Genomic DNA, 22,315 nt, shown 5'->3' with positions numbered 1-22,315 from the left:
AGTAAACACCGATAATTTTGGCTCCGATTATTCACTCATCCATAATGAGTTATTATCATTACCACAGCACGTGCCCAATCAGCGGTGCGCCGATAACGGTAATAATACCGGCCAGCATCATCACCAGGCTGGATACCACACCCTCTTGCTGCCCCATCTCATAGGCTTTGGCAGTACCCGCCCCGTGGGAGGAGGCCCCAAGGCCCGCGCCTTTTGCCAATCCGCTGCGCACAGAAAGGCGCAGAAACAGCAAATCCCCGACCGCCATGCCGAAGACCCCGGTAATCACCACAAACAGCGCGACTAAATCCGGCTGTCCGCCCAACTGCTTGGCTGCTTCCAGCGCAAACGGTGTGGTAATCGAGCGCACCGCTAAACTGCGCTGCACTTCTTCCGAGAGAGTCAATAACTTCGCCAGCCACACCGAACTGACCACCGCCACGGTTATCGCCGTGATAACGCCCGCAGTGAGAGACAACCAGTGACGGCGGATAATCGACATATTCTCATAAACCGGCACGGCAAACGCGATAGTCGCCGGCCCTAAAAGCCACAGTAACCAATGCGTCTCACCAATGTAATCCTGATAAGAGATATGGGTGACCACCAACAGCAACACCAGTACCATCGGGGTTAACACCAAGGGCATCAGCAGCAATGATCGGCGGCGGCGATAGAGTTTTTTGTTGGCGAAGTAAAGTCCCAGTGTGGCCAGGAAACACGCGATGCTGATAATAAAATCATTCATGATGATTAGACTTGCGGCGTTGCAGCCACACCTCAAAACGGTAAACCCGGTCAACCACTAAGCCCGTCGCCGCGAGTGTCAGTGTGGTACTGACCGCGATGACAGCAAAAATTTTCCAGCCATCCACCATAATCAATTGCGCGTAATTCACCACCGCCACCACCGCAGGAACAAAGAACAGCAGCATTTCAGCCAACAGCCAGCGCGAACCGGCTTGAACCCAACGCACCGGCAGGATCCGCAGCATAATCATAGCCAACAGCAATAACATGCCGACGATATTGGCGGGCAACGGCAGGTGGAAGAGACTCACCAGTTGGTCAGCAATAATAAACAGCCCGGCATACAGCGCCACCTGAAGCGGCACTTGTAAACGCGAGAGAACAGACGGCGCAAAACTGCGTAACGCCAATGACATGAGAAACCCCAGTGCGAAATTTTACCAGTGCTCAGTATAGGCCGCAGGAAACCTTGCGAAAAATGAATTAAAATCATTGGAATCATGCCTAAATGGCATACTTTGCGCCTCCAGGCCTCACTCATTGATAGGAAAACTGATGGATATCAGAACATTGCGTTATTTCGTCGAAGTGGTGCGCCAGCAAAGCTTCACTCGGGCGGCGGAGAAGCTGTTTGTCACCCAGCCCACCATCAGCAAAATGCTACGCAATTTGGAAAATGAATTGGAGTGCAGTTTACTGACTCGTGAAGGGCGACGCCTGCATTTGACTGACAGCGGACAGGCGGTTTATCAGCGCGGGCTGACTATCCTCGACCAATTTCAACAGTTGGAAGCGGAGCTGGAAGACATCAGCTCATTGAAGAAAGGCAAGTTACGGCTGGGCATTCCGCCAATGGTCGGCACGCAAATGGCGGTACTTATCAGCGAATTTCGCCGAAGTTACCCCGGTATTGAGCTACAAATTGCCGAATTCGGTGGTCTGACCGTACAACAAGCGGTGTTATCCGGTGAGCTTGATTTAGCCCTGACCGCCCTTCCTGCGGATATCAATTTGCCGCTGACATCATTGCCGCTGTTCAGTCACCCATTGTGTGTGGTGGTGCCGCGCACTGCATTTTGGCTTAACCGCACCACCATTAGTATCCCCGAGTTGGCGAACCTTCCTATCCTGATTTATAACGAGGATTTTGCTCTTTACCGTCAGTTAATGGATGCTTTTACCACCGGTGGTTTTACTCCCCAAATCGCCGTGCGCAGCGGTCAGTGGGACTTTCTTGCCGCCATGGTGCAAGCCAATATTGGTATCGCCATTTTGCCAGAACCTATTTGCCAGCGGCTGGATAAAAACGCGCTGTTATGGCTCCCATTGGAACCGCTGATGCCCTGGCAGTTAGGATTGATATGGCGTCAAGGAAGTTATCTTTCTCACAGTGCTCAAGCATGGATTAGCCGCTGCCGTGAATTTTGGCCCAATGGTTCATTGGTTGAGATAAAACCGGCCACTGATGAGTGGCCGGATTAAGGCGAATTAACCTTCTTTTTCGATTAACAGCGCTTCCAGCAAATCTAAATCATGCAGCAGTTTTTGCAGGGTTTCGTTGCTGATTTTCTGTGTGGCGCGCAAGTGATATAGCTCGCCACGTTCGGCCCGCAGAGCCGTTAAGCGGAAACGCCGCTCCAGATTTTCTATCAATAACGTGTTCTCGATTTCATCTTTGCTGCCAGTTCGCCGTCGTAGAGTACCAATCACCCGTGAACTGACTTCTTTCAGTAATTCAGGGTCGATATTCTCCTCACTGCTGGCGGCCAGGCGCTCTTCCATCTTATTCAAGCTGACAATCGCCACTTCCGCCGCCGCCGCCCGCGCCAAACGAATCTCTTCGCGGCTGGCACTTTTATCGGCCATCACCACACCGCGCAGCAATGGTGGCAAAGCAATGACCCCGACAATGACTGATAGCAAAATCACGCCGGTGGCGATGAATACCAATTGGTAACGGGATGGGAAAGCCGAGCCATCACTGAGGAATAACGGAATGGACAGCACACCGGCCAATGTAATTGCCCCGCGCACCCCGGCGAACGAAGCCACCCAGAGTTCACGGGTGGTGTAATGACTAAATTCCAATGGACGCTTGGTCAGCACTCGCTTGCTGATTTTCTTCATCGACCACAACCAACTAAACCGCAGCACCAGCAAGGCACCATAAATGATGGCGACATCAGCGAACAGGTTCCAGGTTTGAATCGTCGGGTCCAGTTCCGCCTGCACAATCGAGGTTTCCAGAATGCCCGGTAATTGCAGGCCCAGCAGGATAAACACCATGCCGTTAAACACGAATTCTAGCATCGACCATACACTGTCGGCGCGTAACCGCATGGTCAGCGGCGCGTTACGGATCACGCCAGACTGACTGATGGTCATCCCCGCGGCCACTGCGGCCAAAATGCCGGAAACCCCAATATGCTCGGCAATCAAGTAAGAGGCGAACGGCAACAGCAGCAGCAAGACGATTTGTGTTGCCGGATCATCACCACTCCAGCGGCTCATCAAACGCAGCGATTTACTGTAGAGCCAGGTGACAGCCACACCGGCCAACAGCCCACCAATCGCCACTTTCAGGAATTCTAGCGTCGCCCCGGAAACCGTAAACACCATGGTGCCCATCGCCACGGCAATGGCAAATTTCAGCGCCACCAGACCGGAAGCATCATTCATCAATGCCTCCCCTTCCAGTACGCCCATAATCGATTTAGGTATGCGCCCTTTCCCCACAATACCGGACAACGCCACGGCATCGGTTGGCGACAATACCGCCGCCAGCGCAAAGGCGGCGACCAGCGGAATACCCGGCACCATCCAGTAAATCAGGTAGCCGACCCCCACCACCGTGACCAACACCAAGGCCAGGGCCAGACCAAATATTTCCCGCCCATGGTGAATAAATTCCCGTGTCGGTGTTTTCCAGCCGTCAGCAAATAACAGCGGCGGAATAAACAGCACCAGGAATAATTCCGGGTCGAAATCAACATGCAAACCAAAGTGGGGAAAAGCCAATAAGGCACCACAAACAATCTGCATCAATGGGAGGGGGATTTGAAACGGCAACATCCGAGTGACAACGCCGGAAAGCGACACCACCAAAATCAGGATGAGGATTGTAAAAAAGATTTCCATGCTTTCCTTAGACTCGACTCAACTTAACTCAATTTATCTCAACTTAAAACCTGAGCGCCTCCCATAGACAGGGCCGGAGCGTAGCTTTTGATAGTAGATCAATTTGTTGTGGAACGGGGAAAAAAATCGCGGACTGAAGGCAGGAAAAATAAAGAAAGTAGGGATATTAGTCTGGTGACAATATTGGGGGCAGGATACCCCCAATATCAGAGAGCTTAGATTGCCCAGCCGCCAGCATAGAATGCCACCAGCGCCACCGCGATAATCACGGTGCCGAGGTTCAATTTACGCCATTCACCAGAGAAAATGCGGCCAATCACCAGTGAACTGAAGCCCAGCATAATACCGGTGACGATATTACAGGTCAGCACGATAAACACCGCGCAGAGCAGGCCGGACATTGCATCAACGAAATCTTCGAAATCCAATTTCGCGACATTGCTCAACATCAACAAACCGACATACATCAGCGCCGGTGCCGTCGCATAAGCCGGAACCAAATAGGAAAGTGGAGAAAGGAACAGCATAAACAGGAACAAAATACCGACGACAGTGGCCGTCATACCGGTTTTGCCGCCCGCCGCCGTGCCAGCAGCGGATTCAATGTAAACAGCCGCAGGTGCCGCACCAACCAAACCGGCGAAAATGCTGCTGACGGAGTCAGAGGTCAGCGCTTTGCCGCCACTGATAATCTGGCCTTCTTTATCCAGCAAGTTAGCTTGCCCGGCTACCGCGCGAATAGTGCCGGTAGCATCAAAGACCGCCGTCATCACCAACGCCAACACACTCGGCAGCACCACAGGATTCAGTGCGCCCATGATATCAAGACTGAAAATCAAGGAGTTACCGTTAGCATCTGCCAGACTTGGCATGGCGAACAGCCCTTGGTAAGTCACACTTGGGTCAAAAATCAGGCCGATAATTGAGATGGCAATAATCACCAACAGAATACCGCCCGGCACCCGCAGTTTTTCCAACCCGAAAATCACCGCCAAGCCCAATAACGTCATAATGACTGGGAAAGAAGTAAAAGCGCCCAGCGCCACTGGCAAACCTTCAATCGGGTTTTTGATGACCAAGCCGACACCGTTCGCGGCAATGAGCAGCAAGAACAAACCAATACCAATGCCGGTACCGTGCGCCACGCCCATCGGCAAATTACGCAATATCCACGAGCGGATACCGGTGACGGAGATAATGGTGAACAGCACACCCATCAGGAATACCGCGCCCAAGGCGACCGGAATACTGATATGCTGGCCCAATACCAAGCTAAATGCTGTAAACGCCGTCAATGAGATGGCGCAGCCAATGGCCATTGGCAAGTTCGCCCACAACCCCATCAGCAAAGAACCCAAGCCAGCAACCAGACAGGTAGCAACAAACACCGCGGTTGGGGGAAAGCCCGCTTTACCTAACATGCTCGGTACAACAATGACCGAATAAACCATGGCAAGAAAAGTCGTCAGGCCGGCCAGCACTTCCTGGCGTACATTACTGCCACGTTCACTAAGCTTGAAAAACGCATCAAGCGAACCTTTTGGCTTGGCTGCCTGGTTCGCCTGAGGATTGGTGCTAGACATGGTTATGTCCCCTGTGTGTCATTTTAAAGTAGTCAACAAGCCCGCGCCCTTGCCAAACGTAATCGTTTCCGTCCCTGCCGATTAACTCGTCAATTCCCCCAACACTGATATGACGGAGAAAATAGCAAACGATTAGCTGGAAACACGCATGACTGAAAAAAATCGAAGAAAAACTACAATAAGCGTCATTGTTGCAGGCAGTTTGGACGCGGCCAGCGCGCAAAAACCAGAGCGTACACTCGGTACGTGAGGATTTTTAGCACTGCCCAAGTTCAAAATGGCAAATAAAATAGCCTTATTGTAAGGCAAACGATTATCTAGCTATTCGTAGCGACTAATCAACATCAGAAAGCGACATTTAATGCATTTTCTTACATTAATTTGTCTGGGAGCATTAATTGTGACGGGAAATGAAAGTGTGAGCAGCCTCACACCCATTGTTCTTGCGCGGCTCTTGATAGCCCATTGTAGCTTTATCCATTTTCTAATTTGAAAGCGCCGCCCTTTTCAATCGCCTGCTGATAAGCCGGGCGCTGATGGATACGCACCAAGAAATTTTGCAGTTTTGGGAAGCCCTCAAGCCCATTGCGGGTGTTGATGGCCTCGAGAGGAAAACTCATTTGAATATCTGCGGCACTGAAATCACTGCCTGCAAACCATTGATTTTTTGCTAAATGTTGTTCCAGATAATCGCGATGAGTGGCTATTTGCTTATTCAGATAACTTTTTTGTACTCCATCACCCAATGCCTTGGCTACCGGGCGAATAATCCACGGCACTGGCGGCCCACCAAAGCGGCTGAAAATAAGCTTCATCACCAGCAACGGCATCAATGACCCTTCGGCATAATGCATCCAATAACGGAATTGTTGGCGATCATAATGGCCGGTGGGCTTAAACAAACCCTGTGCATCATAGGTTTCCTGTAGATACTCGATAATGGCCCCTGATTCCGCCAGTGTCAGGTCGCCATCAGTAATCACTGGCGATTTCCCCAACGGATGGATTTTTTTCAACTCCGGTGGTGCCAACAAGCTGCCGGGGTCGCGCTGATAGCGCTTTAACTCGTAGGGAATCTGTAACTCTTCCAGCATCCACAGGATTCGTTGCGAACGTGAATTATTCAGATGGTGAACAATGACCATATCAAGCTCCATATGATGAATGACCGAGAAAGTTATAACAGTACAGAAGTTAGTATAGTCGAGTGCCCGATAACGCTTTATTATTCTAATATTACCGTTAAAACAGCCTTTAGTCTGTAACAGACAATAACACCTTAAAGACTGTATTTTTCAATTACAATCTAAAGGCTGTATTTATTATTTACAACTTATAGCCTGTATTTTGCTTTTACAACTTATTAGCTGTATTGTGGAATTACAGTTTATACGCTGTATTATGCTATCGCGCCCAATTCCCTGCCGAGAGGTCTTGATGGACTATCCCATTAAAATTTTGAGTCAATTGCGCCCTACGTTGATTGGCTTTCGCAAGAATAAAGGGCTGACTCAGGCCAATCTGGCACAGCTGTTAGGCATCACCCAGCAGTCCTATGCAAAGCTTGAGGCTGATCCCACGTCGGCCAGTGTTGAACGGCTTTTTAAAGTATTACAACTTTTAGACGTAGAACTGATCCTCAGTGAGAAAAAAAACGCCAGGCCGCATCCCAGTAAAACCCACCAGCCCAAAAATAGTCCGACGATAAACTTACCGTCAAAACAAGAGGATTGGTAATATGGCTCGTCGCATTCAACGGCTCAATATCTGGATGAACGGTCAGCGCGTTGGCTACTGGGAAAAAAGCCGGGGTGAAGAATCACTGGTTTATGCTCAGGAATGGCTCGAAAACGAGCAAGGCCGCCCGCTGTCATTATCATTGCCTTTTACTGCTAATAATCAGGTTTATCGAGGCAATATTGTCCGGGACTATTTTGATAATTTATTACCCGATAGCGATGATATCCGGCGGCGTCTGGCAACCAAATATCACGCTGACAGCATCAACCCTTTCGATCTACTCTTTGAATTAGGGAGAGATTGTGTCGGTGCAATACAATTACTGGCCCATGATACCCCCCCCTCCGATCTGTTCTCTATCCAACAACAGCCACTAACAGAGAATGATGTGGCTCGCATCCTCCGAAACTCATTGTCTGACCATGCATTTGTGCGCCCTGAGCACGATGAGGACCTCAGATTATCTATCGCCGGGGCACAAGAAAAAACAGCGCTTTTATTTCACGGCGACCGATGGTGTCTCCCTTTGGGCAGCACTCCTACAACCCATATCTTCAAACTTCCGTTGGGCTTAGTCGGCAATATGCAAGCTGATATGAGGACCTCTGTTGAGAATGAATGGCTGTGCGCGAAAATTCTGGAAAGTTATAACTTGCCGGTTGCCCGTTGTGAAATTGGCCAATTTGAAGACCAAAAAGCATTGATTGTTGAACGTTTTGACCGACGACTATCGAATGATAGCCGCTGGATTGTCAGGTTACCGCAAGAGGATATGTGCCAAGCGACTGGGACTTCTCCCTTAAAAAAATATCAAACGGACGGTGGCCCCGGTATTACAACCATCATGGAGATTTTAAGTGGCTCGGATAATGCCAGTGAAGACAGAAAAGTCTTCTTTAAAGCACAAATTATTTTCTGGTTACTGGCAGCAACGGATGGACATGCAAAAAATTTCAGCATTACACATCTGCCCGCCAGCCATTACCATCTCACCCCACTTTATGATGTGCTATCAACCCATCCGATTATCGGGGCGGGCCGTAATCAAATTGCGGCCCAGAAAACCAAGTTAGCGATGGCGGTGCAAGGGAGTAAAAATTACTATTTAATTAACCAGATACAGCGACGCCATTGGCGAAAACAGGCTGAGCTTGTTGGGTTAGGAGCCGCTCTTGCTGACACTATTATTGATGACGTTATTGCTGCAACGCCACCTGTTATCACCCAGATACAGGCTCTACTTCCCGCTGATTTTCCAGCTGACTTAGCAGAAAGTATCCTGACAGGTCTTCAGCGACAATGTGACAGAATAGCGGCGATGCCTTGACTGGTCAGCATAAAAAACCCAGCTATTACACTGGGTTTGATTTCTCTGTTTTAAATGATAGGGATCAGAACGGAATATCGTCGTCAAAATCCATTGGTGGCTCATTGCCGCCTTGTGGCTGTGCCGCTGGAGCAGACTGAGCTGGCCGCGAAGTCTGGCCGCCACTGAACTGATTGCCACCTTGTGGTTGCTGAGGTTGGCCCCAACCGCCTTGTGCGCCGCCCTCTTGTGGTGCACCACCACCCGCCGGAGCGCCACCGCCTTGACGGCCACCCAGCATTTGCATGGTGCCGCCCACATTAACCACAACTTCTGTGGTGTATTTCTCAACACCAGCCTGATCTGTCCACTTACGGGTCTGTAGAGCACCCTCAATATAGACCTGAGAGCCTTTGCGCAGATATTCACCCGCGACTTCTGCCAGCTTACCGAACAACACCACACGGTGCCATTCCGTTTTTTCTTTCTGCTCGCCAGTGGCTTTATCACGCCAGCTTTCGGAAGTCGCCAGGGTGATATTGGCAACAGCGCCGCCATTCGGCATGTAGCGGACTTCCGGGTCTTGGCCCAAATTCCCGACCAAAATCACTTTGTTTACGCCTCTGCTGGCCATGTGAACTCTCCTGATGAAATAAATTTTGTACAGTATAAACGAGTAAGTTTAACACGCTAATAGGTAAACGGCACAACTGATCATAACTGCGGAATGCATAGCAGATTTATCGCAATAACAGCCTTGATTGCACCCGGACACTGGATATCCATTCAGGTTTTTTTGTGTCATAATTATCCGTTTCGTACTGGCTGTGTCCTTTTGGGGTGTTGCAAAATACACCGATATATCACCCAAAATAGGCGCAGTGAGAGGCTCAGTTTACATCCGGGAAGTGTTTGAATGGATAATATCGAAGTTCGGGGCGCTCGCACCCATAATCTTAAGAATATCAACCTGATTATCCCGCGCGACAAACTGATCGTGGTCACCGGTCTATCGGGTTCAGGCAAATCCTCACTGGCTTTTGATACCCTGTATGCCGAGGGGCAACGCCGCTATGTTGAGTCTCTCTCCGCCTATGCTCGCCAATTTCTGTCGCTGATGGAAAAACCGGATGTCGACCATATTGAAGGCCTCTCTCCGGCGATCTCCATCGAGCAAAAATCAACCTCCCATAACCCGCGCTCCACCGTGGGAACTATCACTGAAATCCATGATTACCTACGTTTGCTGTTCGCCCGTGTCGGCGAGCCGCGCTGTCCGGATCATGATGTCCCACTGGCGGCCCAAACGGTCAGCCAGATGGTGGATAACGTCATCAGCCAGCCAGAAGGCCGCCGCCTGATGTTACTGGCACCAGTGGTAAAAGATCGCAAAGGCGAACATACCAAAACGCTGGAAAATCTGGCGATGCAGGGCTATATCCGGGCGCGGATCGATGGCGAAGTTTGCGATCTATCTGATCCACCGAAATTAGAGCTGCAAAAGAAACACACCATTGAAGTGGTGGTCGATCGCTTTAAAGTACGTGAAGATCTGGCACAGCGCCTGGCCGAATCATTTGAAACAGCCTTGGAGCTTTCCGGCGGTACTGCCGTGGTCGCCGATATGGATGATCCACACGCCGAAGAATTGTTATTCTCCGCCAACTTTGCTTGCCCAATTTGCGGCTATAGCATGAGTGAGCTGGAACCCCGCCTGTTTTCCTTTAACAACCCAGCCGGTGCTTGCCCAACCTGTGATGGTCTGGGCGTGCAGCAGTTCTTTGACCCAGACCGTGTGCTGCAAAACCCAGAGCTGTCACTGGCGGGTGGCGCAATTCGTGGCTGGGATCGCCGCAACTTCTATTACTTCCAGATGCTACGTTCATTGGCGGATCATTATAAGTTTGATATCGAAGCGCCATTTAACTCGCTAGATGCCGCAACACAGAAAGCTGTGTTATACGGTTCTGGAAAAGATACCATTGAATTCAAATACATAAATGATCGCGGTGATACCACCGTGCGCCGCCACCCTTTCGAGGGGGTGCTGCACAATATGGAGCGCCGTTATAAAGAGACCGAATCTAGCGCGGTGCGTGAAGAGCTGGCTAAATTTATCAGTAACCGCTCCTGTACCTCATGCCACGGCACGCGTCTGCGCCGTGAAGCGCGTTATGTTTTTGTCGAAAAAACCACATTGCCGGAAATCTCGGAACTGAGCATCGGCCATGCGCTGAGTTTCTTCCAGAATATGAAACTGAGCGGCCAGCGGGCGCAAATTGCCGAGAAAATACTGAAAGAAATTGGTGACCGGCTAAAATTCCTGGTGAACGTCGGGCTGAATTATCTGTCACTGTCCCGCTCGGCGGAAACCCTCTCCGGTGGTGAAGCGCAGCGTATCCGTCTGGCCAGCCAGATTGGGGCCGGTTTGGTTGGCGTCATGTATGTGCTTGATGAGCCGTCCATCGGCTTGCATCAGCGCGATAATGAGCGTTTGCTGGAAACATTGATTCACCTGAGAAATCTGGGTAATACCGTCATTGTGGTGGAGCATGATGAAGATGCTATTCGTGCCGCCGACCATGTGATTGATATCGGCCCAGGTGCCGGTGTACATGGCGGAGAAGTGGTTGCAGAAGGGACGGTGGATGACATTATGGCCGCCCCTAATTCATTAACAGGTCAGTTCCTGAGCGGCAAGCGAGCAATCGCTATTCCGGCGCAACGTGTTGCTGGTGATCCGAGCAAAGTGTTGAAGTTAATTGGTGCCAGCGGCAACAACCTGAAAGATGTAACGCTAACCCTGCCGGTCGGGCTATTTAGCTGTATTACCGGGGTTTCTGGTTCCGGTAAATCCACTCTCATCAATGATACTTTATATAGTATTGCGCAGCGCCAGTTGAACGGGGCGACCAGTAATGAACCGGCTCCGTATCGTGATATCCAAGGGCTGGAGCATTTCGATAAAGTTATCGATATCGACCAAAGCCCGATAGGCCGGACTCCGCGCTCTAACCCGGCAACTTATACCGGCATCTTTACCCCCATTCGCGAGCTATTTGCCGGCGTACCTGAGTCACGCGCTCGAGGTTATACGCCGGGCCGCTTTAGCTTTAACGTCAAAGGTGGCCGCTGCGAAGCCTGTCAGGGTGACGGGGTGATTAAAGTTGAAATGCACTTCCTGCCGGATATTTATGTCCCTTGCGATCAATGTAAAGGTAAGCGCTATAACCGCGAAACACTGGAAGTGAAATACAAAGGCAAAAGTATTCACGAAGTGTTGGCGATGACTATCGAAGAGGCGCGCGAGTTCTTTGATGCAGTTCCAGCATTGGCGCGTAAGCTGCAAACCTTGATGGATGTGGGTCTGTCGTATATTTGTCTGGGCCAGTCAGCTACCACTTTATCGGGCGGGGAAGCGCAGCGAGTCAAATTATCACGCGAACTGTCAAAACGCGGCACCGGCCAGACGTTGTATATTCTGGACGAACCGACCACCGGCCTGCACTTTGCTGATATTCAGCAGCTATTGGCAGTCTTGCATCAGCTGCGCGATCAAGGCAATACCATTGTGGTCATTGAGCATAATCTGGATGTGATTAAGACCGCAGACTGGATTGTCGATTTAGGGCCAGAGGGCGGCAGTGGCGGCGGCGAGATATTAGTTTCCGGCACACCAGAGACCGTCGCAGAATGCGCGGCATCACACACGGCCCGATTCCTCAAACCGATGTTGCAACGTAAATAGCACATCAGACTAGCACTCTGGGGCAGGAAACTATCTGTCCCAGAGGCTCTTTTTAGCCCTCAGACTACCAACTCCTGTCTTCTATGCTCCGGTAATCCCTGCAAAACCAATTGATAAGAGCGGTCAATGAGTGAATAGAACTGTGAATTCGGTAATTCTCCATCCAGAAACACCGTGTTCCAGTGCGCTTTATTCAAGTGTTCACTCGGCACGATCTCCGGATGTTGATCTCTTAAGCTTTCTGCTAATTCAGGGCTGGTCTTCAAGGAGATAGAGGGCCGTCCGCCGGTGTCGCACACCATAGCAAACATGACATCGGCCACTTTAATCTGATTTGCCTGCCACTCCTCGTGGTCACTCTGTTCTGCCCCCGGTTTGGACATACAGTATTCCAGTAATGCCGAATGATTCATGGGGATATCTCCTGTAATGGGCCGGTAGCGTCTCGCACAAGGGCCTCATAAGTTGTTTATTCCATAAAAACTTCATTTCATCAGTTACAGCAACAGACTGAATTGCTAGCTTGCGCCTATAGCAATAGATTTACTGTGAGTGATGAATGATCGTTTGGCATGTATCTACTACATTAATTAGTATATTCTTTAATCGATTTACAGCCATTGGCCGTGGAGAAAACAAGCGGAATATGGAGATAAGTCGCGGAAAGGTGGCGAAAAAAACAATAAAAAAAGGCGATATTGCTATCGCCTAAGGTTATTGACAAAGTGCCCGCAGCGGTGAAAACAGGCAGATCGTAAAGACGCCGTCAATACATCCTTGTAGGCTCGAGCCGCGCCATCCCTGGCGCGGACGCTTTACTCTTCTGCCCGTCCTCACCACCATAGATCGAGTCGTCGGGGTTTGTCAGCAGTCTGAAGCGATATTGCTATCGCCTTAGATTGCTGACACTGTCAAATGAAGGAGAATCGTGCCGTGGGGGCCGTAGTCGCGTAAGCGACCGGAGCGCCCCTAGGTGCGGTAAATCCTTCACTCACAGGGCGATAAATCACGCAGATATGATATTACTGCACCGCAGCAAACGCCGCCGCGACGCGCTGAACATTGCTGTGATTGACGCCCGCCATACACATCCTGCCGCTGGCAATCAGATACACACCAAACTCTTCACGCAGACGGTCCACTTGTGCTGCACTGAAACCGGTGTAGCTGAACATGCCGCGCTGTTGCAGCAAGTAATCGAAATTACGATGAGGTAATGAAGCTTTCAAAGCCTCGACCAACGTGCTGCGCATTTCAATAATACGCAAACGCATTTGCTCCACTTCAGCCTGCCATTGTGCTTGTAATTCAGTGTCATGTAGCACTTTAGAAACCACTTGCGCACCAAAATTTGGTGGACTGGAATAGTTACGGCGAACAGTGGCTTTCAGTTGCCCTAATACACGGCCTGCCGCTTCTTCACTTTCACACACTACAGACAAGCCACCGACCCGCTCGTTATACAGGGAGAAAATTTTAGAGAAGGAGTTACTGACTAAACAGGGCAATTCTGCTGCCGCCATCGCGCGGATAGCATAGGCATCTTCATTCAGCCCGGCACCAAAACCTTGATAAGCAATATCCAGGAACGGGATCAGATCCCGGCCCTTAGCCACTTCAATCACTTGATCCCATTGCGCATTAGTGAGATCCGATCCCGTTGGGTTATGGCAACAAGGGTGCAATAACACAATGCTTTTGCCCGGTAACTGCTGGAGTGTTGCCAGCATTTGATCAAACTTTACGCCCAGCTTGTCATTATCAAAATACGGATAGGTATTCACTGTAAAACCTGCGCCGCTAAAGATAGCAACGTGGTTTTCCCAAGTAGGGTCACTGACCCAAACCTGCGAATCAGGGAAATAATGATTCAGGAAATCAGCACCGACTTTCAATGCACCAGAGCCACCCACGGTTTGAATTGTCGCCACCCGCTTTTGTGCCAACATAGGATGTTCTGCACCAAATAATAGCTGCTGGATAGCACTACGATAAGGTTGTAAACCTTCCATCGGCAAATAGACCGGTGTACCGTGTGGCTGAGTGCTCAATTGCGCTTCGGCAGCTTTTACTGCCTGCATCAATGGGATTTCGCCCTGCTCATTGTAATAAAGCCCAATGCTCAAATTCACTTTATGTGCGCGGTCATCGGCTTTAAAACTTTCCATCAGCGACAGGATCGGATCACCTGCATAGGCGTCAACATTTTGGAACACGGCGCTACTCTCCTTTATCGGTAATAATTATCCAGCTTACCTTATTCGCCCAAATATTCCATCGCCACACGGGAGGTCAGCTTAGTAATCAATTCATAGGCGCTGATACCGGTCTGTGCCGCGATTTTTTCAACCGGCAGTTCAGCCCCCCACAGCAACACTTCGTCACCCACTTTATCTGTAGCGTCCGGCCCCAGATCAACAGAAATCATATCCATTGAAACCCGGCCAACAATACCAACCTCGCGGCCATTCAGCCACATTGGCGTGCCCGAAGGGGCGCTGCGTGGATAACCATCGCCATAACCAATCGCCACCACGCCCAGACGTGTGTCCCGCTCACTGACCCAAGTACCGCCATAGCCAACAGGTTCACCGGCTTTATGCTCACGAACCGCAATCAAGCTGGATTTCAATGCCATTGCGGGCAACAAATCAAAGTGGCTGGCATAGGGTTCGTCCATCGGCGAAACCCCATACAGTATGATACCGGGGCGAACCCAATCACGGTGCGCCTCTGGCCACAGCAAAATCCCGCCAGATGCGGCAATAGATTGCTTGCCGGATTTATCAGCGGCAAAGGTATCAAAACAGTCAAGTTGCTGGCGGGTGGTCGCCACTTTTGGCTCATCTGCACGGCTAAAATGGCTCATAATATTGACTGGCTGGATGACATTGCGGCACGCGCTTAAGCGCTGATAAAAAGCCTCCGCTTGTTCCGGGCGCACGCCCAGGCGGTGCATGCCGGTATCCAGTTTCATCCAAACATGAATGGGGGCCGAAAGATTAGCCGCTTCCAGCGCTTCCAGTTGTTCAATGCTGTGTACCGCGGTTTCAATGCGGTTAGCCACCAGAATCGGAAGATCTTCTGCGGCAAAGAACCCTTCCAACAGCAAAATCGGTTTAACAATTCCGCCGGATCGCAACATTAGCGCTTCGCCGATCCGCGCAACACCGTAGCAATCAGCATCCTGTAAGGTATGCGCTGTTTCTAATAACCCGTGGCCATAAGCGTTTGCTTTCACAACAGCAATCAGGCGACTTTGCGGCGCCATACGCCGAACCTGTTGCAAGTTATGTCGCAGAGCGCGGCGGTCGATTACTGCTGTTGCCGCTTTCATTTCTTATCCTTAAAGAGAGGTTATGCCCAAACAGATAGGCCGCAAGCTAATAATCCTGCGGCTTCAAGTACTAAAGGGGATATTATTCGTCGTCGTATTGCGGGCCAGCGTAATTATCAAAGCGCGACCATTGGCCATTAAACTTCAGCCGGACGGAACCGATCGGGCCGTTACGCTGTTTACCCAAAATAATTTGTGCAATCCCTTTTTCATCACTGTTTTCGTGATAAACCTCATCACGATAAATGAACATGATTAAGTCAGCATCCTGCTCAATAGAACCTGATTCACGTAAGTCGGAGTTAACCGGCCGTTTATCGGCACGTTGCTCCAAACTACGGTTAAGCTGAGACAGCGCCACCACCGGCACTTGTAGCTCTTTTGCCAATGCTTTCAGGGAACGTGAGATTTCAGCGATTTCCAAGGTGCGGTTATCCGAAAGCGACGGCACCCGCATCAATTGCAGGTAGTCGATCATAATCAAGCTCAACCCACCGTGTTCGCGGAAAATACGCCGCGCACGGGAGCGCACTTCCGTCGGGGTCAGGCCGGAGGAGTCATCGATGTACATATTGCGCTTTTCCATCAATATGCCCATGGTGCTGGAAATCCGCGCCCAATCCTCATCATCAAGCTGGCCAGTACGAATGCGGGTCTGATCGACATGTGACAAGGACGCCAACATACGCATCATTATCTGATCGCCGGGCATCTCCAAACTGAAGATTAATACCGGTTTTTCCTGCATCATCGCGGCGTTTTCGCATAAGTTCATCGCAAAGGTGGTTTTCCCCATTGATGGACGCGCGGCGACAATGATCAAATCCGATTTTTGTAGCCCGGCGGTCTTTTTATCGAGATCAGTAAAGCCGGTCGAAACCCCGGTAACCCCATCATGTGGCCGCTGATAGAGCTGTTCGATCCGCGCAACAGTAGCTTCGAGGATCTGATCGACACTTTTCGGCCCTTCATCTTTACTGGCCCGGCTTTCGGCAATTTGGAATACTTTAGATTCCGCCAGATCCAGCAGATCTTCACTGCTACGCCCTTGCGGATCATAGCCGGCATCGGCGATTTCATTCGCCACCGAAATCATTTCACGAACCACCGCACGTTCGCGGACGATGTCAGCATAAGCCCCGATATTCGCGGCACTTGGCGTATTTTTTGATAACTCGGCCAGATAGGCAAAGCCCCCCACCGAATCCAAATCACCTTTTTGTTCGAGCGACTCGGACAAGGTGATCAAATCGATCGGTTTGCTGTTTTCCAGCAAACGCTGCATTTCAGTAAAGATCCGGCGATGCGGGCGACTAAAAAAGTCATTGCTGGCTACGCGCTCAGAGACGTTATCCCAGCGCTCATTATCCAGCATCAAACCGCCCAACACGGACTGCTCTGCCTCCAGCGAATGAGGCGGGAGTTTCAGCCCTTCCATCTGGCGATCGCGTGGCTCTGTCATCTTGTTGGTTGGTTTTTTTGCTGCCATGAAAAGTGCTCTTTACCTCTGTTGCGATAGGATAATTGTAACGATAGGAAAATAGTGCCGCCTAGTATACGCGATGATACCCGATGGGTAATTATGAATTCCCTATTACTTATCGGTATTAGCAAGAAGTGGGCACCTCGTGTAGAACTCTGTAAGGTGAAAATACACTTATTGTGAGGAGCTAACATGGCAAAGCATATTCAATTTAGCACCATTGGCGGGCCGGAAGTATTGCAATACCTTGATTTCACGCCGGTGGACCCTGCGGCATATGAAGTTCAGGTAGAAAACAAAGCTATCGGTATTAACTATATCGATACCTATGTTCGTACTGGTCTCTACCCACCGTCACAGTTCCCCAGCGGCTTAGGAACTGAGGCTGCCGGGGTGGTCACTAAAGTCGGTTCGGCGGTTAACACGATAAAAGTGGGTGACCGAGTAGTATACGCTCAATCAGCCCTTGGCGCTTACAGCGAAGTCCATAATGTCGATGCGGATAAAATCGCCCTGCTCCCTGTGGAAATCTCTTTCGAACAAGCTGCGGCCTCTTTTCTTAAAGGGCTGACAGTCCAGTATTTATTACGCCAAACCCATGAAATCAAACCCGGCGAAGTGTTCTTATTCCACGCGGCGGCAGGCGGTGTCGGGTTGATTGCCTGCCAATGGGCAAAAGCTCTGGGCGCAAAACTGATAGGCACCGTTGGCTCCGATGAAAAAGCTGAATTGGCAAAAGCCAAAGGGGCTTGGGCCACCATAAACTATCGCACCGAAAATATCGCCGAGCGAGTGGCGGAGCTGACCAATAGCGAAAAAGTGAGTGTGGTATATGATTCGGTTGGGAAAAGTACCTGGCTGGATTCGCTTAATAGCCTTAAACGCAGAGGGTTGATGGTGAGCTTTGGTAATGCCTCTGGCCCAGTAACCGGGGTAGACCTTGCCATACTGAATCAAAAAGGCTCATTGTTTGTGACTCGCGCTTCCTTAAACGCCTATGTGACTAATCGGCAAGAGTTAGAAAGTGCTAGCCGTGAGCTGTTTTCATTGATTATCAGTGGTGCCATTAATGTGGATGTGGCTAAAGCTCAACAATTCCCCCTGAGTGATGCGCGCCGCGCCCATGAAATATTAGAAAGCCGCCAGACAACCGGCTCTAGTCTGTTAATCCCTTAATCCCCTGCTACAATAATGGATAATAAATATTATTATCCATTATAAATTATTAAAAAGTTATTTTTTTATTATTTTCAGACCGCTGACAACTGAAGCCCAATTGCTCTAACTGCATTATCTATATACTCTCAACGTGTAATACTGAAGCAACATTATTCATTACATATACTGAGGTTTTAATTATGCATGATTCAGAAATTAATAGAGATATAAAGACACTATTGAACGCTTTTTATTGTGATAATAAAATCAACAATGAAGAATTCCAGATACTGCGAGATTTTGCTGATGAAAAGTTTGATTTATTACTCAATAAATTAAACAAAAACAACAATTTGTCGGCATTTCAAAAATCTGCTGATGTTACCGTTCAATTGATGCAACAAAGTTTCTTTGATGTAAAAGAAAAATGTCAAAATGAAGAAGATAAGAAATTGGCCAAAGAAGCATTTGTCGCACAAATAGTTTATATTATCGCCAACTACAATCGATTTTTTACTAACCTTTAATATTAGTGATCGATTCTTTCATTTCTGCCGTTAAATTATTCAATATATTGACTATTCCTCATTTGATATTTATATACTGAGTATCTGGTCATCTATCTTACGCTATAAAAGTAATAATCAGAGCCTCTATTATTCGAGGCTCTGATTTTACTGTTTCATTGATGCACTTGTAGGGGTACGGCTAGGTATTCTGTCAGAGCCATGTTCACTTAAATGAACCTGCCGTTTATACGGCTATTTTACCTCTGACAGGGATGAAAATGTGATAACAAATCGTGTCGGGTAGCATCCTAGCAAGCCCGTTTAGGAAAAAACACGTTTTCCTAACAATTCACGCAACTAAACTTTCAGCCTGTGATCACTCCCGCAAGAAAGCAAAATAATCAGTAACGGCGTATTGCCGGTTTCTGCATTGAACGCCAGATCCAGACCACCACCACGGCTAAAATCAACCATGGCAACAACTTAATCATCATCACAAATAAGCCGCCCAACATCATAAAAGCAGCGGCTACCAATAATGCAGCGAAAATACCCAACAAGGAGATGCCGGTTGCCATCAACATGATGAAAAAACCAATAACAAAGAGAATTTCTAACATGGCTAGCTCCTTAATTGCTGTTTAATTCCCTGTAAATGCATCACCCACACAGTGATATCGACAGAGATTTTATCAACGGTTTTACCAAGATACAGTACAAGAAACGTGCCAACCTAAAGAAAGTAGATAACAGATTGAATTTATTACTTATAGACAAAAACGTGCCTGCCAGAGAAATAGGCAGGCATGGTCAATTTCGCTAACTTATAGCTAATTTTATTACAGTGAATTGTGCTGCGGGCGGGTCACTAGGGCTAGCGCCTGTTCTACCACAGAAACATCAGCACCGTGTTTATGCGCATTTTCACTCAGATGACGACGCCATTGGCGTGCGCCAGGAATTCCTTGGAAAATACCCAGAATATGGCGGGTTATATGGCCTAGATAAGCACCGCGTGACAGCTCTTGTTCAATATAAGGATAAAGCGCTTCGATGGCTTTCACACTGTCAACTACTGGCGCATTCGGATCAAACAGTTCGCGATCAACTTGGGTCAAAATGCTCGGGTTTTGGTAAGCTTCGCGCCCCATCATCACCCCATCAAGATGCTTAAGATGTTCTTTGGCTTCAGCCAGCGTTTTGACCCCACCATTAATGGCAATGGTCAGTGCCGGAAAATCACGTTTAAGCTGATAAACCCGCTCATAATCCAGTGGCGGTACTTCGCGATTTTCTTTCGGGCTGAGTCCTGAAAGCCAAGCTTTACGAGCATGAATAGTGAAAATATCACACTCACCACGGCCTGCGACGGTTTGCACGAATTCACACAAGAACTCATAGCTATCCAGCTCATCAATCCCAATGCGAGTTTTCACCGTTACCGGAATAGAAACCACATCACGCATTGCTTTAATGCAATCAGCGACCAGATTGGCCTCCGCCATTAGGCAAGCCCCAAAACGGCCATTTTGCACCCGATCAGAGGGGCAACCGACATTGAGGTTTATTTCATTATACCCACGCAGCTCTGCCTGTTTAGCACAATACGCTAATGCCTGAGGATCACTGCCACCCAGCTGTAATGCCACGGGATGGTCTTGCTCACTATAAGCCAGATAATCCCCTTTGCCGTGGATAATGGCACCGGTGGTCACCATTTCGGTGTACAACAACGCCTGTTTAGTTAACAAACGATGAAAATAACGGCAATGGCGATCTGTCCAGTCGAGCATCGGCGCGACGGAGAAACGTTGTAGGGGGTAATTGCCTGTAGAGTCGGTCTTTACGCCTGTTACGGCTGAATCTGTGAATGTGTTATTTTCGTGCATTCTGGGTCATTCTGTCGTATTTTTTCTTTATCAGCACCCCATACAGCCCCCCTAATACATGGGGTTCTGAGATAGGACAAGGGAAAAGCATGGCCTACTATAGCATAGAAATGTATCCACCAATCTGGCTTTGCTCCTCTGCCCAGGACAATATATTCCCGTCAATTCGAGTCTGTTTTAGGCTTTTCAACAGGAATTTGGCCTAAAACTAACTTGGCTCCGGCATTAGAAAGATGGCTTCCTTGATTGTATAACCCGCCACTTCGATTAATAATCAGACAGTTATGTCCCTCACAAAGACTATCGACAGGATTAATAATAATTAAGTTAGGGTTTGGTTTAATGTAACTATTTAATTTTTCACTTAACGAGATTACTGCGTTATATCCTTTCGTGCTTTTATCATAGACTTTTCCGACATTGCCGTTGCTAATATTAAGCAATCTGAAATAGTCTCTTTTGACATCTGTCCGAACAGTCGGAATGGGGTAAACCAAAACCACCCGATGCCCCATTGAAAGAAGTTTATTAATGTTATCAGCTAAAGATATCCATACTAATTCGTCAGCCGCGATGGGTACAGAATCCATACTTTCCGACTGACCATCAACCAATTTGGTATCTTCAAACTGAGCATAATTAGCTGCAATAAGGAATGTCTTTTTGTCTGAGAAAGCTTTAATGACACTCCAGCGCCGACGATTAATTTCCGGACACTCAGGAGCCGTCCCAAACCATAAATTGTCAGAGACGAAAGAACATTGCTCATATGTAAGTGATATTATTCCCTTCCCCTGAGTGGCCAATTCTGTCTGCAATGCATATTCAAAAGAGGCAGCATAACTATCTCCTATAACAACCCAACTTTCATCACCGAAGCGGCAGGCATCAGCAGGATCTCTATTCCCACACCAAGAGGTGGCTTCGCCTGAAAGGTAATTTTTCCCTTTTGTTGCACTTTCTAATCGTCGAAATTCTGGCACTTTAAAATCTTCATACATCTTTTTAGCCAAGGGTGTTAATCGTTCACCTGCCGAACCAACAAAACCATTTTTAATAATGGCCAGCCCGGAGAAAACGATCAAAATCACTACAAAAATAGACATGACTGCCCATTTCCATGGCACAAGCCGTTTTTTCCTAAAGGGTTTCTCTATAAAATAGAATGAAATAATTGCGAGAGCCACAGAGAGAAAAATAAGCACTATTGATGCTTGAAGATCTATACTTCCCACTTTTACTCTGTAGAAAACAAATAATGGTTGGTGCCAAAGATAAATAGAATAAGAAATTGCCCCAATGAAAATAATAGGCTTAACAGACAGCAATGATGTGGCGATATCTTGTTGACGTGAGAAGTATATAACAATGCACGTCCCAATAATGGGAAGTGCTGTAATAATAGAAGGATGAATTATTTTATCGTCAATAAAAAAAATTGAACACATAATAATAACTAACCCTACAGGTGGCATTATCTTATAGTACAACTTATTAAAATTTAACTTATTCTCCATTAAGAGAATTGCAACCACACTCCCTGCCAGTAATTCCCACATTCTCGTTGGCAATAAATAAAAAGAGAAGTTTGGTTGCCAGAATGACAAAGCCTGAGCTAGCAGTAAAGAAGATGACAATAAAGAAAGAATAAATTTTAATTTATTGTCTTTGAAG

The 22,315-nt window shown here is 48.4% G+C and carries 19 protein-coding genes; 6 read left to right on the top strand and 13 right to left on the bottom strand.

Annotated elements, in window-relative coordinates:
• Positions 1–58 precede the first annotated feature (58 nt).
• Together FTA91_RS15715 and FTA91_RS15710 are read right to left on the bottom strand one after the other, a co-directional pair.
• Positions 59–748 (bottom strand): LrgB family protein, encoded by a 690-nt coding sequence (locus FTA91_RS15715; RefSeq protein ID WP_050115878.1) that lies wholly within the window; start codon positions 746–748, stop codon positions 59–61.
• Entirely contained in the window at positions 741–1,166 is a 426-nt protein-coding gene (locus FTA91_RS15710) for a CidA/LrgA family protein (protein WP_050115877.1), read from the bottom strand. The genes FTA91_RS15715 and FTA91_RS15710 overlap by 8 nt, the downstream gene beginning before the upstream one ends.
• A gap of 139 nt (positions 1,167–1,305) precedes the next feature.
• On the opposite strand from FTA91_RS15710, the gene FTA91_RS15705 reads away from it, so the two are divergent.
• Positions 1,306–2,232 carry a LysR family transcriptional regulator gene (locus tag FTA91_RS15705; protein ID WP_050115876.1) on the top strand — a complete coding sequence of 309 codons (927 nt, stop codon included), beginning with the start codon at positions 1,306–1,308 and terminating at the stop codon, positions 2,230–2,232.
• Between the two features lie 6 nt (positions 2,233–2,238).
• Here FTA91_RS15705 and FTA91_RS15700 read toward each other — a convergent pair whose 3' ends face one another.
• The 3 genes from FTA91_RS15700 to FTA91_RS15690 form a co-directional block, all read right to left on the bottom strand.
• Positions 2,239–3,888: a Na+/H+ antiporter gene (locus FTA91_RS15700; protein ID WP_050115875.1), complete on the bottom strand. Its 1,650-nt coding sequence runs from the start codon at positions 3,886–3,888 to the stop codon at positions 2,239–2,241.
• A gap of 215 nt (positions 3,889–4,103) precedes the next feature.
• Entirely contained in the window at positions 4,104–5,471 is a 1,368-nt protein-coding gene (locus tag FTA91_RS15695) for an NCS2 family permease (RefSeq protein ID WP_050115873.1), read from the bottom strand.
• A 473-nt stretch (positions 5,472–5,944) separates the two neighbouring features.
• Positions 5,945–6,616: a glutathione S-transferase family protein gene (locus FTA91_RS15690; RefSeq protein WP_050115872.1), complete on the bottom strand. Its 672-nt coding sequence runs from the start codon at positions 6,614–6,616 to the stop codon at positions 5,945–5,947.
• A 292-nt stretch (positions 6,617–6,908) separates the two neighbouring features.
• Between FTA91_RS15690 and FTA91_RS15685 the strand changes: the two genes are divergently transcribed.
• Positions 6,909–7,208 (top strand): helix-turn-helix transcriptional regulator, encoded by a 300-nt coding sequence (locus FTA91_RS15685; RefSeq protein ID WP_050115871.1) that lies wholly within the window; start codon positions 6,909–6,911, stop codon positions 7,206–7,208.
• 1 nt (position 7,209) lies between these two features.
• Positions 7,210–8,538, top strand: a complete 1,329-nt coding sequence (locus FTA91_RS15680; protein WP_145583591.1) for a type II toxin-antitoxin system HipA family toxin — start codon at positions 7,210–7,212, stop codon at positions 8,536–8,538.
• Between the two features lie 64 nt (positions 8,539–8,602).
• Here the strand turns inward: FTA91_RS15680 and ssb1 are convergent, their stop codons facing one another.
• Positions 8,603–9,151, bottom strand: coding sequence for a single-stranded DNA-binding protein SSB1 (gene ssb1 / locus FTA91_RS15675; RefSeq protein ID WP_004711194.1), 549 nt, complete (start codon positions 9,149–9,151; stop codon positions 8,603–8,605).
• Positions 9,152–9,433: 282 nt separating this feature from the next.
• Here ssb1 and uvrA point away from each other — a divergent pair, with 282 nt between their 5' ends.
• A complete protein-coding gene (gene uvrA, locus FTA91_RS15670) occupies positions 9,434–12,265 on the top strand; it encodes an excinuclease ABC subunit UvrA (RefSeq protein ID WP_050115868.1) in 2,832 nt (943 codons plus the stop codon).
• 59 nt (positions 12,266–12,324) lie between these two features.
• Here uvrA and FTA91_RS15665 read toward each other — a convergent pair whose 3' ends face one another.
• The 4 genes from FTA91_RS15665 to dnaB form a co-directional block, all read right to left on the bottom strand.
• Positions 12,325–12,678 carry an MmcQ/YjbR family DNA-binding protein gene (locus FTA91_RS15665; RefSeq protein WP_050115867.1) on the bottom strand — a complete coding sequence of 118 codons (354 nt, stop codon included), beginning with the start codon at positions 12,676–12,678 and terminating at the stop codon, positions 12,325–12,327.
• A 609-nt stretch (positions 12,679–13,287) separates the two neighbouring features.
• Complete coding sequence (locus FTA91_RS15660; RefSeq protein ID WP_145534182.1) at positions 13,288–14,481, bottom strand: amino acid aminotransferase; 1,194 nt, start codon at positions 14,479–14,481, stop codon at positions 13,288–13,290.
• Positions 14,482–14,522: 41 nt separating this feature from the next.
• Entirely contained in the window at positions 14,523–15,602 is a 1,080-nt protein-coding gene (gene alr / locus FTA91_RS15655) for an alanine racemase (RefSeq protein ID WP_050115865.1), read from the bottom strand.
• Between the two features lie 82 nt (positions 15,603–15,684).
• Positions 15,685–17,091 (bottom strand): replicative DNA helicase, encoded by a 1,407-nt coding sequence (gene dnaB / locus FTA91_RS15650; protein ID WP_038638544.1) that lies wholly within the window; start codon positions 17,089–17,091, stop codon positions 15,685–15,687.
• Between the two features lie 186 nt (positions 17,092–17,277).
• Between dnaB and FTA91_RS15645 the strand changes: the two genes are divergently transcribed.
• Both FTA91_RS15645 and FTA91_RS15640 read left to right on the top strand, forming a co-directional pair.
• A complete protein-coding gene (locus tag FTA91_RS15645; RefSeq protein ID WP_050115864.1) occupies positions 17,278–18,261 on the top strand; it encodes a quinone oxidoreductase in 984 nt (327 codons plus the stop codon).
• Between the two features lie 182 nt (positions 18,262–18,443).
• Positions 18,444–18,770, top strand: a complete 327-nt coding sequence (locus FTA91_RS15640) for a hypothetical protein (RefSeq protein ID WP_050115863.1) — start codon at positions 18,444–18,446, stop codon at positions 18,768–18,770.
• 383 nt (positions 18,771–19,153) lie between these two features.
• Here the strand turns inward: FTA91_RS15640 and pspG are convergent, their stop codons facing one another.
• The 3 genes from pspG to FTA91_RS15625 form a co-directional block, all read right to left on the bottom strand.
• A complete protein-coding gene (pspG, locus tag FTA91_RS15635) occupies positions 19,154–19,372 on the bottom strand; it encodes an envelope stress response protein PspG (RefSeq protein ID WP_050115861.1) in 219 nt (72 codons plus the stop codon).
• Positions 19,373–19,591: 219 nt separating this feature from the next.
• Positions 19,592–20,641, bottom strand: coding sequence for a tRNA dihydrouridine(20/20a) synthase DusA (gene dusA / locus FTA91_RS15630; protein WP_050115860.1), 1,050 nt, complete (start codon positions 20,639–20,641; stop codon positions 19,592–19,594).
• 161 nt (positions 20,642–20,802) lie between these two features.
• Positions 20,803–22,315 (bottom strand): acyltransferase family protein (locus FTA91_RS15625; RefSeq protein ID WP_145583589.1); only part of this gene is annotated, 1,513 nt, incomplete at its 5' end.

Origin of the sequence: Yersinia thracica (genome assembly GCF_902170565.1) — a bacterium.
Classification (GTDB): domain Bacteria; phylum Pseudomonadota; class Gammaproteobacteria; order Enterobacterales; family Enterobacteriaceae; genus Yersinia; species Yersinia thracica.
This window is presented reverse-complemented; position numbering and strand designations above follow the sequence as displayed.

Excerpts from the sequence above, each read along its gene's own strand:
- FTA91_RS15715 (WP_050115878.1), bottom strand. The coding sequence starts at position 748 with ATGAATGATTTTATTATCAGCATCGCGTGTTTCCTGGCCACACTGGGA.
- FTA91_RS15710 (WP_050115877.1), bottom strand. The coding sequence starts at position 1,166 with ATGTCATTGGCGTTACGCAGTTTTGCGCCGTCTGTTCTCTCGCGTTTA.
- FTA91_RS15705 (WP_050115876.1), top strand. The coding sequence starts at position 1,306 with ATGGATATCAGAACATTGCGTTATTTCGTCGAAGTGGTGCGCCAGCAA.
- FTA91_RS15700 (WP_050115875.1), bottom strand. The coding sequence starts at position 3,888 with ATGGAAATCTTTTTTACAATCCTCATCCTGATTTTGGTGGTGTCGCTT.
- FTA91_RS15695 (WP_050115873.1), bottom strand. The coding sequence starts at position 5,471 with ATGTCTAGCACCAATCCTCAGGCGAACCAGGCAGCCAAGCCAAAAGGT.
- FTA91_RS15690 (WP_050115872.1), bottom strand. The coding sequence starts at position 6,616 with ATGGTCATTGTTCACCATCTGAATAATTCACGTTCGCAACGAATCCTG.
- FTA91_RS15685 (WP_050115871.1), top strand. The coding sequence starts at position 6,909 with ATGGACTATCCCATTAAAATTTTGAGTCAATTGCGCCCTACGTTGATT.
- FTA91_RS15680 (WP_145583591.1), top strand. The coding sequence starts at position 7,210 with ATGGCTCGTCGCATTCAACGGCTCAATATCTGGATGAACGGTCAGCGC.
- ssb1 (WP_004711194.1), bottom strand. The coding sequence starts at position 9,151 with ATGGCCAGCAGAGGCGTAAACAAAGTGATTTTGGTCGGGAATTTGGGC.
- uvrA (WP_050115868.1), top strand. The coding sequence starts at position 9,434 with ATGGATAATATCGAAGTTCGGGGCGCTCGCACCCATAATCTTAAGAAT.
- FTA91_RS15665 (WP_050115867.1), bottom strand. The coding sequence starts at position 12,678 with ATGAATCATTCGGCATTACTGGAATACTGTATGTCCAAACCGGGGGCA.
- alr (WP_050115865.1), bottom strand. The coding sequence starts at position 15,602 with ATGAAAGCGGCAACAGCAGTAATCGACCGCCGCGCTCTGCGACATAAC.
- dnaB (WP_038638544.1), bottom strand. The coding sequence starts at position 17,091 with ATGGCAGCAAAAAAACCAACCAACAAGATGACAGAGCCACGCGATCGC.
- FTA91_RS15645 (WP_050115864.1), top strand. The coding sequence starts at position 17,278 with ATGGCAAAGCATATTCAATTTAGCACCATTGGCGGGCCGGAAGTATTG.
- FTA91_RS15640 (WP_050115863.1), top strand. The coding sequence starts at position 18,444 with ATGCATGATTCAGAAATTAATAGAGATATAAAGACACTATTGAACGCT.
- pspG (WP_050115861.1), bottom strand. The coding sequence starts at position 19,372 with ATGTTAGAAATTCTCTTTGTTATTGGTTTTTTCATCATGTTGATGGCA.
- dusA (WP_050115860.1), bottom strand. The coding sequence starts at position 20,641 with ATGCACGAAAATAACACATTCACAGATTCAGCCGTAACAGGCGTAAAG.